This window comes from Thermosipho affectus, from assembly GCF_001990485.1.
GTDB classification, from domain to species: domain Bacteria; phylum Thermotogota; class Thermotogae; order Thermotogales; family Fervidobacteriaceae; genus Thermosipho; species Thermosipho affectus.
Genome location: NZ_LBFC01000013.1, coordinates 1 through 13,146 on the forward strand (window position 1 = coordinate 1; position 13,146 = coordinate 13,146).

Annotated in this window: 10 protein-coding genes; 2 read left to right on the forward strand and 8 right to left on the reverse strand. The window is 31.0% G+C overall.

Features of this window, described 5'->3' with window-relative positions; genetic code table 11:
• Nucleotides 1-88: 88 nt before the first annotated feature.
• On the forward strand, nt 89-562 hold the full coding sequence (locus XJ44_RS03350) for a ferritin-like domain-containing protein (protein WP_075665647.1): 474 nt from the start codon (nt 89-91) through the stop codon (nt 560-562).
• Here the strand turns inward: XJ44_RS03350 and XJ44_RS03355 are convergent.
• The 5 genes from XJ44_RS03355 to iadA form a co-directional block, all read right to left on the reverse strand.
• Nucleotides 559-1,683, reverse strand: a complete 1,125-nt coding sequence (locus XJ44_RS03355) for an alkaline phosphatase family protein (protein ID WP_075665648.1) — start codon at nt 1,681-1,683, stop codon at nt 559-561. The two genes, XJ44_RS03350 and XJ44_RS03355, sit on opposite strands and share 4 nt — an antisense overlap.
• Nucleotides 1,684-1,745: 62 nt before the next feature.
• Nucleotides 1,746-4,127, reverse strand: a complete 2,382-nt coding sequence (locus XJ44_RS03360) for an ABC transporter permease subunit (protein ID WP_077198055.1) — start codon at nt 4,125-4,127, stop codon at nt 1,746-1,748.
• The gene (locus tag XJ44_RS03365; RefSeq protein WP_077198056.1) at nt 4,127-5,833 is read right to left on the reverse strand and encodes an ABC transporter permease subunit; all 1,707 of its coding nucleotides are present in this window, start codon (nt 5,831-5,833) and stop codon (nt 4,127-4,129) included. Before XJ44_RS03365 ends, XJ44_RS03360 begins: the two co-directional genes overlap by 1 nt.
• 50 nt (nt 5,834-5,883) lie before the next feature.
• Nucleotides 5,884-7,056 (reverse strand): sugar ABC transporter substrate-binding protein, encoded by a 1,173-nt coding sequence (locus XJ44_RS03370; protein WP_075665651.1) that lies wholly within the window; start codon nt 7,054-7,056, stop codon nt 5,884-5,886.
• Nucleotides 7,057-7,279: 223 nt separating this feature from the next.
• Nucleotides 7,280-8,440, reverse strand: a complete 1,161-nt coding sequence (gene iadA, locus XJ44_RS03375) for a beta-aspartyl-peptidase (RefSeq protein ID WP_077198057.1) — start codon at nt 8,438-8,440, stop codon at nt 7,280-7,282.
• Nucleotides 8,441-8,484: 44 nt separating this feature from the next.
• Here iadA and XJ44_RS03380 point away from each other — a divergent pair, with 44 nt between their 5' ends.
• Nucleotides 8,485-9,174: a CPBP family intramembrane glutamic endopeptidase gene (locus XJ44_RS03380; RefSeq protein WP_077198058.1), complete on the forward strand. Its 690-nt coding sequence runs from the start codon at nt 8,485-8,487 to the stop codon at nt 9,172-9,174.
• Here XJ44_RS03380 and XJ44_RS03385 read toward each other — a convergent pair.
• The 3 genes from XJ44_RS03385 to XJ44_RS03395 all read right to left on the reverse strand — a co-directional run bounded on the left by XJ44_RS03385 (nt 9,154) and on the right by XJ44_RS03395 (nt 12,969).
• Entirely contained in the window at nt 9,154-11,175 is a 2,022-nt protein-coding gene (locus XJ44_RS03385) for an HD domain-containing phosphohydrolase (RefSeq protein WP_077198059.1), read from the reverse strand. The two genes, XJ44_RS03380 and XJ44_RS03385, sit on opposite strands and share 21 nt — an antisense overlap.
• Nucleotides 11,176-11,285: 110 nt before the next feature.
• Nucleotides 11,286-12,236 carry a SufB/SufD family protein gene (locus XJ44_RS03390; RefSeq protein ID WP_077198060.1) on the reverse strand — a complete coding sequence of 317 codons (951 nt, stop codon included), beginning with the start codon at nt 12,234-12,236 and terminating at the stop codon, nt 11,286-11,288.
• Nucleotides 12,226-12,969, reverse strand: a complete 744-nt coding sequence (locus XJ44_RS03395; protein ID WP_075665656.1) for an ATP-binding cassette domain-containing protein — start codon at nt 12,967-12,969, stop codon at nt 12,226-12,228. Before XJ44_RS03395 ends, XJ44_RS03390 begins: the two co-directional genes overlap by 11 nt.
• Nucleotides 12,970-13,146 lie beyond the last annotated feature (177 nt).

A 13,146-nucleotide genomic window follows, 5' to 3' on the forward strand; every position in this document is an offset into this window, starting at 1 on the left:
GAAGGTCTAAATCAATACTTATCAAATTTTAAATTATAAAAGGTGTTTCCTCTTAGGAAACACCTTTTTAAAAAGGAGGTGTTTTTAAATGACAACAAGTGAATTGTTGGGAGTTGCTCTAAAAATTGAAGGTGCGGGATATTCATACTATACAAAACTATCAAATATTTCTTCTGGAAAATTAAAAGAGTTATTTTTAGAACTTGCTAACGAGGAAAGGGAACATGCAAAAATATTTGAAGATATATTAAAAGAACATGAAGATGAAAACCTAAATTTAAACGAAGAGGAAATCGGATATTTAAAAGCTTTTGCAGATGATATTATATTTCCAAAATTAAATATCGACAAGATTCCACAAAGTATAAAGGAAGCTTTAAAACTTGCAATAGAAGTTGAAAAAGATTCTATTATATTCTACAATGATATAAAAATGCTCATTTTAAATAACGATGCACTGGAAAAAATTATTGAAGAAGAAAAAAAACACATGAAAAAGCTAACTCTAAAATTAAATGAAAACGATACATTTGATATGTACAGTGAAGGTAGTAAGATTTAGATTATAATTAGTGGTACAAAGAGTTCTTCGTAAGAAAGAGAACCATGCATTCCCTTGAGTTTTTGTTCTCCACCTGTGTAGGTATAAGTAAACGAATAGTTATCTTTACAAATAAGCACATAATCTCCTATCCGGTGCACCGTTTCAGGGTGCGCCTTTCCTATACCAAAATATCCTTCCATTAAACACTCTTTAGATGGATAGATTTCAAATTTTCCAGAGTATTTTTCCTCCATATATTCTAGAAACCTTTCCTTTTTATTTTTTTGTACATAAAAATACATCATCCTCATCTCACCTGCTGGTGGAATCTTTAGGAATTTTAATAATTCACTCCCCATAAACTTATTTTTTTCATTTGGTGTGGTAATCATACCATGATCAGCCAATATAAATATTCTTGTTTTCTTGTCTGCATTTAATTTTTTAAACCATTCTAATATATACTTTGCCTCATATTCATATGAATCACTATCTGGTCCCATCTTGTGGCCTATCCCATCTATAGTTCCATAATATGTAAATAAAATTCCCTTAAAATCTTTTCTTAACATTCTTTCCAACTTTACAAGCATATCTAGTGTGGAATAATAAGTTAACACATTGGCGTTATTTTGTATGAGAAAAGAAAGCCCGGAATTTGCAATATTTTGAGCGGTAAGCACTCCACCATATAAACCTTCTTTTTTTAAAAGTTGAAAAACGTTTGGAAGTCTTTTGATATTTTTCTTTACAAGGGTTGCAAAACTATTTTCACTCATCCCTGGAAAACTAAAATCTATCATATTAACCAATGTTCCTATTTCACGTAAAAATTGGACGTATCCTAAAAGACCATGTTCTTTTGGTGTAAGCCCGGTCATAATACTCGTAACAGCTGCAACTGTTGTAGTGGGGAAAACACTACTTAATCTTGTGTAATTTTCAAAAATTACACCTAATTCTTTAAATTTTTTAAAACCCAAACTATCCAATATAACTACTATGATCTTTTCTTTTTTTTCAAGAAATGGGAAAAGATATTCCTCCATTTCCTTAAATTCATGATATGGAGAAACACCAAAGTGTTTCAATAAGACATTTACAAAAGACACAATACTCTTTTCATATACGGGTTTCATATACCTACCTCCAAAAAACAAATCCCCGGCTTTATTTCTCAAAAAACCGGGGATAATTTCAACTATCCTTTTACCGAACCCTTTGTCAAACCACCAACAAGATACTTTTGCATCGAAAGGAAGAGTATTACCATTGGGAGCATTCCTACAAGTGCCGCAGCTGAGAAAAGTCCCCATTCAGTCTCAAATGGCCCTGTTGAGAATGTCCAAAGTCCTACCGCATAAGTGTACTTTTCTACATCCTGGAGAATTATTTTTGCCAAAACAAATTCGTTAAATGTTCCCATAAAGGTTAATATTACCACAACAGACAATATAGGAGATGCAAGTGGAATAACTATTCTCCAAAATGTCTGCCACCTTGTAGCGCCATCAATCATTGCCGCTTCTTCAAGAGAACTTGGAATTGTATCATAAAATCCCTTTATCAAATACATATTAAACGCTATATTCCCAAGATACACAAAGATCAATCCACCCAATGTATTTAATCCAAGCCATGGAATATACCTTCCTAAGAAGCTTAAAAATCCATACAGTGCAATCATATACATAATAGCTGGGAACATCTGAATTAATAACAACGACATTATACCGTATTTCCTTCCCTTAAACCTCATTCTACTGAACGGATAAGCGGCCAATGCATTTACAAATGTGGTAATTATTGAAACAAGTCCTGCAACTACAACACTATTAAATATCCATTTCCAAAGATAATGTCTTTGCTTCTGTTTCCATATTTGATCAAATCTAAAAAGTCTTTTATCAATTTCCTTAAATTTTACATTTAACCCTTCAACGGGAAATTTATCAACCAAGTCAGCCGCAGCTTTTGAAGCAATACTCATACTAGATGCTATATTAGATGGATATTTTGATTGTACTTCTGTAAAAAGTTGAGAAAGAGATAATATTCTAATTTTAACACCATTTTTTGCAGAATAAATTGCATTCTCTCCTGTTTTTTTAATAGACTTGACATAATTATCAAAATTATCGATAAATACTTTAACATCTTTTGAAAACTTTCCATACCTCTTGATTAAATCCCTGTAATCATCAATCCATTCCAACTTTCTTAATTCACCTCTTACACTACTTTTTAACTCATTGTTTGAAACATAACTTAAAAATCCATTTATACTTTTTCTAAAAGACTTTAAAGCTATGTATAGTTTATTAATATCCTTCGGAAGGCTATACTTTGATACCTTACTTTCAAATCTTTCGATATCTTTAAATAATTTATCAGATAATATGTATGCCTTTGCATCTAAAAGTTGCATTTCTACATCGGCAAGTTTAACTTTTAAGTCTTCATATTCTTTTCTTTTACTTTCTAGTCTATTTGAAAGAAGCAAATATTCATTTGAAGTTTCTAAATAGTCTTTTTCAATAATTGCAAAATTTTCAAGCACATTTTTTGCTTCATTTAACTGTTTAAAAGATTTCATGTTAAATTGGTTAATAATAGACAAAAAATCACCATAGCTTGTGACATTTTTTTGGTTATAGTTTTCCCACAAAGTTTTTACCTTAAGTGCATTGTTTAATAATTCATCAATTAAGTCTTTAAATTTATCCTTTAGTTGTATCTTTGAAATGTTCTTTATTACATCAAAAACTTTCAAGTATTGTGAAAATTCATCACTTTCTGTGATAAAAGTACTGATATTTGAAGGATTTTCCAATATCTCGTATGCTGCCATCAGTGTTCTATTAAAACTTTCCATTTGTGGAATAATTGAACTTTCAATTATAGGCTTCAATCTTTCATATTCAACTTTTTGATTATCCATTTTTTTCTTTAAAATATTAATTTGTGACTCAATACTTTTTATCTCGCTTTCTTTTTTTGAAACATCCTCTTTTAAAGATTTTACTTCCTTCATCCACATTTCTTTGTATTTTTGATCTACGTCTACATTTTTTATCTTCCCCTCATCCAAAAGATCAAGCATCGCAAAAGAAAACATCTTTTCAGAAGGCTTTTCAATATCTATTTTGTCTTTAATATTACTTGAAGTGTCTAAAATCGTTTGGATAATATCTCTTGATTTTTCTTTCACAAAACTTTGGATTTCACCAAATTTTTTATCCGTAATATCAACCAATTTTCTAGACTCTTTTGAATAACCTTCTAACCTTTTTATATCCTCATTGAATTTTTCCACCAAAAATTCTACTGGCTTTTCATCATATGGTCTTGAATTGGTGGTAATGGATTCTATGTCACTTAATAACCTTAAAACATTTTCTTCTGGAAATAAAAGGTCCCTGTAATTTTGCAAACTCATCCTAGAAGAAAACAATTTTGAAGAAAAAGCAGCATTATCCCTCCTCAGTGAGGTTGAAACAACCCACACCACGGGAAATAATATACCAACAATCAAGATTATTAAAATTATATGAACCAACCAATTGCCCTTTTTTACAACCATTATCTATTCACCTCTTCAAAAGAACCTGATATTCTAAAGTTAACAAAACTAATGCCCGCCACTATAAAGAATATCAGTATGGATATTGCACTTGCAAAGCCAAAATCTTGTCCTCTTCCTGCTTCAAATGCAAGTTTGTAGGTATAAGATATCAAGATATCTGTAGCACCTGCAGGTGTACTAGTGTTTGGAATAGCAGGCCCACCTGAAGTCAATAGGTATATGTTAACAAAGTTGTTGAAATTAAAGGCAAAACTCCCCACAAGCAATGGTGCAATAGTCGTCATTAAAAGTGGAAAAGTAATCTTCCAAAACCTTTTAGACTTAGACGCACCATCTATTGAAGCGGCTTCATATAACTCTTCTGGAATACTCTGCAATGCACCTAAACTCACCGTCATCATATACGGAAAGCCAAGCCATGTGTTAACTATTAACACAGAAACCTTCGCCCAGAATGGATTGGTCATCCATTTAATAGATTCTTTGTTAAACAAGCCATTTACAACAAATCTATTCAAAACTCCATACGTTTCGTTGAAAAATCCATTCTTCCAAATCAAAACGGAAATAAACGCGGGAATAGCCCATGGAATAATAAGTAAAGTTCTATACAGGGTTCTTCCTTTCAAAGTATTGTTATTCAAAACCAAGGCAAAAATAAGTCCTATTGCAAATGTAAATACCACACTAAGTGCCGCATATGTAAAATTCCACAAAAAGATCTTTGTAAATGGTCCTGAAATTGTTGGATCTGTAAATATTTTTGTGAAATTTTCCCCACCCAAGTAAGAAATATACCCCAAAATGGGAACTTTATCACCGTTTTCATCAAAATCATAAAAAGTACCATCTTCTTCCAAAAGTGGTCTATTAGTCAAATCGTTAATAAGCGTTGCTTTCGCAACAGTTTTTCCATTTTCTACCACTTCTGAAAGCGCCATTCTATAAAGGTGCTTGATTTCAACTAACTTTAAAGTTCCATCGTTACTAAACCTCAAAGATAGGCGTTCCCTTCTATTATTTACAATTTCAACTTTACTTAATATAGGAAATGCAATTTTCGATTTAAAAAAAACTTCATTAATAGCCGTCTCTTTATCAACAGGTGAATAAAAATAATTGTACGTTTTATCCCCGTCCATTATCGTAATTATTTTTCCATTTTCCTTCATAACTTCGTACTTTTCAAGTGGTATTAAATGTGCTTCACCTAAAATCATCTTCCCCGCTTGCATTCTAATGGGCTTTATATTTCCAACAACATATTTTTCTCCGTTTTCATCGTAAACCAACATCTTAAAATCTCCCGTAGGATTAATTCCCTCGTATCTAACAAAAATTTCGTAAATGTAATTTTTCCCTTCATCGGGTACATACGTATAAACCGGATCCGTTAAAAGCCTATCGATTACCTCTTGACGAGTCATTATATGACCTGTTCCATAATTGGTAAAGGCCGTTTTAATTGTAAAAGCAATAGGGTACAATACCAAGATAAAAAGTAAAATAACGGCAGGAATCATATATCTATATGGATACGCACCTTTACTGAAAATAAAATAGTCAATTAAAAATACCAAAACAAAAAAAGTAATGGAAAGTTCATAAAAACCTCTGGAAAATAAAAATAATGCTCCCCAGATAGAAAAAGCATTAAACAAAGCTAGAAATACATACCCTATAAATTTCCAAAACCTAATCATTTCATCTCCTCCCGATAAAAATGGGGGGGCTACTCCCCCCTAAATATTTTTTACTTAATTCCAGCTAAAATCGTATCAACAGCTTCTTTCAAAGCTTGTTCTACTGGTATTCCTTGGTCAAGTACCTTTGAAAGTGCATCTCCCATTGCTCCCCATACGCCTGCCATTTCAGGGACATTTGGCATTGGAAGCCCATAATTTCCAAGGAATTCTGCAAATGCCTTTGTTACGTCATCAACCATTGGCAATACGTCTTTTCTAGATGGTACCCTTGGATCTGCAAGATAAATTCTGTACATTACATCCTTTGTTGAAATGAATTTTGTCAAGAATTCAATTGCATAAAGTTTGTTTGGGGATTTTGCATTTACCATAAATCCCTGTGCACCAAAGAATGGCTTTGGTTTCACACCTGGTTCAAGTTCAGGAATTGGGGCAACTCCAAAGTCTATACCTGCCTCTTTCCATCCGGGTACTGCCCAAGGTCCATTAATAATCATAGCAGCTTGTCCATCTTTAAACATATTGTCCATAACATTGTAATTGTCACCTGATTCAAGAAGCCCTTCATCAACTAATCTCTTTATCAAAGACAATCCTTTTACTGCTCCTTCATTTGCAAGACCTATATCTTTTACATTTATTTTTCCATCTTTTTCACCAAATACATATCCTCCAAAGCCAAAGATTGCATAACTACTAAAGTAAAAGTTCTTGAAATCGTAAACTAATCCCCTTACTTCTCCTTCATATTCTTCTTGAATTTGCTTTGCAACCTTGATTAATTCATCAAATGTTTTTGGTGGATTCTCAACGTAATCTTTGTTGTAAATCAAAGCAGGTCCATCAAAAGCATATGGAATACCATAAAGTTTTCCGTTATAAGTAAATGCTTTAAGTGGAGTGGGTAAATACTTGTCTTTTTCCGGAAGAACTGGAATTGGTTCAATAAGACCATTTGCTGCAAGTTCTCCAACCCAGTCATGTGCACCAACAATAATATCAGCACCTTCACCAGCTGGGGCTGCTGTTAAAAATTTGGATTTTATATCGTTAAAGTTAACTTGCACAACTTCTACGTCAATTCCATAAATAGATTTAAACTCATCACCTAATTTCGTAAGAATAGGTGCTTGTGCCTCAGATGTCCAAATGGTAATTTTTACTGCAAATACACTGAAAACCATCAGAATCATTAAAAGAGATACTAATAACTTTTTCATACACTTTCCCCTCCTTTTTTAAAATACTCCAAGATTATTTTACTACAACAAAAAAACTAGTTTACAACTTGTTGGAAACTGTTCCAACATTATATTATATCATAAAACATCCGTTTTTATTACTTTCGAATAAGATTTTTTTACATTCTTTTACATTAACATCATTATTTTTATTATTTTTCTCTTCTACCCTTATAAATATCTTGTTAAAATGTTTGCCTTCTTAATCTTCAAAAGTACCTTTTTTCACTATTTTCTCTTTGTACATCAAAAAATCTCCACGACTTACAACACTATCAATTTCCAAATTTTCATTTAACACAACTAAATCCGCATCGTAACCTTTCTCTAATCTACCCTTAAATTTAAGTTTTAACACCCTAGAAGGATTAACCGTTATAGTCTTTAACGCTTCTTCTAACGGCAAATATCCTTTTTTCACACTTGTCTTTACAATTTCATATAAAGAGGTAACTTCTCCAATTTGCAAACCTATAAAATTACCATCTTTGTCAAATTTTGGAAGACTTCCCTGACCATCCGAAGTTAAAGTAACTCTATCAATTACTTTGGATTTATAACATTCCATTAAATAATTTACCGTTCTAATTTTATCCTCATTTGTTGAAAAACTTGTGGTTAAATCAAAAAAACCACCCATTTTTGCAAATTCTATCCCCTGTTCCAACAATTTTTTATTTCTATTCATATGGGTGGGATATAGATTGATTATGGGAATTTCTGTGTCTTTTACAATATCAAACAAATAATCTATTCCAAATTTACCAGAACCAACATGAAAATTAACAATACCTGCTTTTCCAGAAATAAGTCCTCCCAATCTAGCATTTGAAACTATCTTTTTTATCTCTTCCAAAGTCGGTTGAGTTGATCTATGATCTGAAATTGCTATCTCTCCAACACCAATAACCCTATCAATTAATACAATATCCTTTGCTATACTACCTGTAAAGGTTACAGGTGGAACTGCATAAGAACCCGTGTAAATAAAAGCATTTACACCTTCTTTGTTCAATGCTTTTGCCTTTGCATACAAATTTTCAAGACTTCTAGTTATACCATCTGTTCCTAAACAACCTACTACAGTAGTAATTCCTCCCTTTATTAATTGCCTCAAATTAATTTCCGGTGTTCTAGTTGAAAAATCCCCCTCACCACCTCCGCCAGTAATATGGACATGTCCATCAATAAACCCTGGAACAACAATTTTTCCAGAAAAATCGTACATTTGAATATCCAATGGAAAATTATCAATATTTATCCCTTCTTCAATAATTGCAATCTTTCCATTTAAAATTAAAATATCCTTTTTTCCAATATACTTAGGTGTATAAACTGTGGCATTCTTTATCAACTTTACCATTTAATCCCCCCCTTTTTTTGATATAATTAACACAAGGTGATAAAATGAAAATTCTTTTCCCTTTAATAAATATCTTTGCAATAATTCTTTTGTACATAACACTTTCTAAAAAAATATCCAATAAGTTATTTAAGATCACAAGGGATATTTTTAAAATTCAAACAATACTTTCTCCCATAACTATATTATACTCTATAACATTTGCTTACATATTAAAGATAAACATTAAAGAAATGGGATTTCGAATAGGTGATTTAAAAACAGGATTAACATTCATAGCAATATTTGGAATACCTATTTTTATTCTCTCTTATATCTTTGCAAAAAAAGCAAAAAAAGAAGAGATAGAAAATTTTAGTTATCTAAAAATAAGGTCAAAATGGCAGATAATCTATGTGTTTTTTTTTGTGGGGTTAACTGAGGAAACTTTTTTCAGAGGATTAATACAAACATATCTAAATAAAAGCATCAATCTTTTTATTTCTATTACTTTAACTAGTGTAATATTTTCACTGTTTCACATCTTAAATGTTAAGACTAAAAATGAAACGTTTAGGGTTTTTTTACAACTTTTTCCCATTAGATTTGTAATTTCTCTAATCCTTGGATACACATTTCAACTTTCAAAAAGTTTAATCTATCCAGCAATCATCCACAATCTCATGGATGGAATAACACTTTTAACAATACAAAAAATTATTTACAACAAACGATCAAGAAGCAATACCTTGTGAAAGGTCATCGTAAATTTTTTTGATCTCTAAATGATACTTTTTAAATATCTCCAAAATCTTTGGGTTAAAATCATCCGGAGATGTTCTTCCATCACCTTCAAGTATTATTTTTACTACTTCCTCGTGCGTATATCCCCTTTTATATGGTCTTGGAGATCTTAATGCATCATATACATCTGCAATAGCTACAATTTGTGCTTCTATTGGTATTTCATCCCCTTTTAAGCCAAATGGATAGCCTTTTCCATTGTATTTTTCATGATGGTATAAGGCTATTTTTTTTGCTGTTTCAAAATATGGATCATCCAAAAGCTTTGCACCATATATTGTATGTTTTTTCATCTCTTCAAATTCTTCATATGTTAATCCTCCGTTTTTCCTAATCAGTTTTTTACTGACAAATATCTTACCAATATCATGCAAAGGGGCAAACGATTCTATCTCTTTCACTTTTTCCATTGGAAGATTTAACTTTTCTGCAATAAATCCAGAAATTTTTCCAACTCTGTAAATATGTTCACCAGTTACATCATCATAAGCTTCTGCTATAGTTGAAAGTTTTTCTGCAAATCTCATATATGCATTCTTTATCTCTTCAGTTGACATTTTCTCAAGCCAAAAGGCTTTTACTAAATTACCCAACCCCTTTATCAATTTTCTTGATTGTTCAGAAAAAGCCTCTTTGCTATTTACGTCTATATCTAGCAAAAGCCTTATCCACAAATAAGGGGTTAATTGAATCTCATTAACCAAAGTTTCTTTCATAGGTTTTGAAGCATCTACCAATATTTCATACTCTTTTTTTGAAAGTTCTTTTATTTTTTCAGTATTGATAATATCTTTCACTATCCTTATATTCTCACTTAAAGGCATTGCATCAAACATATTAATCTGCTTGAGTTTTTCTAAATCATGACCATATGCTGCAACAAACTTTGCAGTTTTGTTTTTTTCATTTACAAGGATTATACTTCCATAATTTGCTTCTGGAACAATTTGTATAGCAGTCTCAAGTACATATTTACAAAAACTTTCTAAATCCTGTCCAGGCACCATCTTAGACAACAAATCAATCATTTTGTAAAGACTCTCAGAAAAATTTTTATTTTCTTTATACAAAATTTTCAATTTTTTGTTTTTCTCCAAAAGTTCTTTAGTTGCTTTTTTCAATGCTTTTCTATGTAAATAAAGCAAAAAAGAAACAGTAAAAACTAAAATCAAACTTACAAAAACAACCATTTCTACCCAAATTGGTACCGTTTCATTACCAATTAACAAATATTTATCAAGTAATATATAATATATAGAACTATTATCGGATTTCCATTTTTTTAAATAAAAATCAATTTTATCTATTATTTCTTTATCAATATCTTTGGAAAATCCAAAACGAATCTCAACTGGATAAAAAATTATCGGTGTCTTGGACAAAGAATACGTCTCCCCCAAATATATTCTGCTAACTACTCCTGCGTATGCTTTCTTTTCACTTACCATCCTAAGCACTTCTTCATAAGATGCAACCTCTAGAAATTGTATATTTAACTTAAATCTTTCTGCAAGTTTTTTTATTCCTTCTTTTCCTACATAATAAATATCATCTTTTAAAACCGCTACAGTTTTATTATTCAAATCTAATATAGATTTCAACTTCTTATCATACGAATATATAAGTGCCCAATTAACAAAAACACTTTCATTGTTAAAACTAATCTCTCTCTCTCTTTCTTTTGAATACGCTAAATCCAAAAGTATATCTATTTTTCCTTGTTTTAATTTATTGTACAATACAGAAAAATTATCGTTATATACATAATTTAACGTCCAATTTTCTCTTTTAGCTATCTCGTTTAAAATATCAACAAAAAAACCTTTAGGTTTTTCTTTTCCAAAATAAACTAATGGTTTGTTGTTATACAAACCTACAGTTAATTCTTTACTAAACACACAACTAAAAAACACAAAAATTATCAATGCAAGAAAAACAACCTTTTTTCGCACCTCTACCCTCCCCAAAAACTAAATTTCATATCTACATTTTAGACTATCAGAGTAAAACTAAGTTCACGTTAATTAAATTCTTGTAATAAAAAACCCAGCATCATGCTGGGTTAATCGTGTAAAAGCCCTTTTATAATTAATTCTGTTGCTTCATCTTCTGTAAGACCTTTTGCCATTAACATTTCTAGTTGCTTTTGATTTACCCTTCCAATAGATGCCTCATGTGTAAGTTCTGCTAGGTCATCTTTTATTTTTAAAACTGGCACAGTTGCAACTTCTATCTTATCACCTTTTGTTATTTCTTCACATGATATATGCGCCCTAGAATAAGAAGCATTACCATATGCTTCATTTAAAACTTTTGCCTTTGATTCATCTAAAGCAACTACTATTGTTTTTGCAAGTCCTTTTGAGTTCTTTCCATCAAGCCTTAATATTTCATTTATGCTTACTTCATCACTTTTTGAGGCTTTCACTTTAGAAACCATTTCACCAACGGCAAAGTCCTCTAATTTTACATCCATGAGAACGTCTAATTTTCCCACTCGTGTTTTTGTCAAAGTAAAGGAATTCTTGTAAACACCGCCTTTTTTTACTACAGCATAAGTCTTTGTAATAAGATTTATAGTCCCAGAATCACTGTGATAGTGTTCATCTATATATTCCATAACGGCATTTTCCTCAACTACAACATTTGAAACAGCATTGTGAGTAAAATCCTCTGCTTGTGGAAAAACACAGTGTGATAAAAACTTTACCCTTGCACCTTTTCTAACCTTGATATTAAAAACCACATTTTGCAATCCTGTTTTCTCAATATATCCCGTACAAACGTGTATCGGCATTGGAATATGAGTATTTTCCATTATTTCCATATCAACTTGCACACCATTTTTTATTTGTTTTGGAACAAGTTTTATTCCTTCAACATTGTTCAAACCTAAAACTTTATCACCACTTATAATAATCGATGCAATTCTCTTATCTAGAAATTTAGATGCATCTGTTCCTAATTTTTCAACTGTTTTTACAATAGTTTCAAATTCTCTTTTAACGTCCATCGATTTTCAACTCCTTAGTTACAGGAACGTTGGGGTGATCACAAGCATTGCATAAATTTTTAAATATTTCAATAACTTTTTTTGTGTTATCATGTGCTAGGATCTTTCCCGCACATAATAGATACGCCTCATCTGTATTATATGCCATTTCCTCTCTATGGGTAATAACTATTGGTGTACCACCATAAGATACAACATAATCAACTATATTATTTATCATATCAAGACTCATTATATCTATCCCTGAATCAGGTTCATCAAATATAACATATTTTGGTTTTAAAAGAATGATTGAAGCAAGTTCAACTCTCTTTCTTTCTCCTCCACTTAAGCTTTTATCCACAAATCTTTTCATATAAAGAAATGGATCAAGTCCTACTTTCTCCAAGGCTTCCTCTACTTCATCTTTTGTCACATCCAACTTACCACCAAGTGTTAAATAAGTATAAACATTCAATCCTTCATATCTTGCAGGTTCTTGCCACATTAAAGTTATTCCCAATCTTGAACGTTCATACACATTTTTTTGGGTTATATCTTTTCCATCTAAAAATATCTTTCCTTCCGTTGGTTTGTAATCTTCCAATCCCATAATTAAATATCCTATAGTACTTTTTCCAGCACCATTAGTACCTAAAATAGAATATTTCTTTCCTACAGAAAAACTTAAAGATATATTGTCTAAAATCTTTTTATCTGAAACACTATAAGAAATGTTTTCCAGTTTGAGCACGCAATAACACTCCTTATTAAAAAGTCTAATAAAATTTTACCACAAATTAGACTTACAAATGTAACAAAATTAAAACATCTTTTTTTGCTTTTATGTTTATGCTCTATATTAAAAAATTGAATAACCCACCCATACAATAAAAAAAAGCAGGCGAAAGCCTGCGAAAAAAAAATAAAC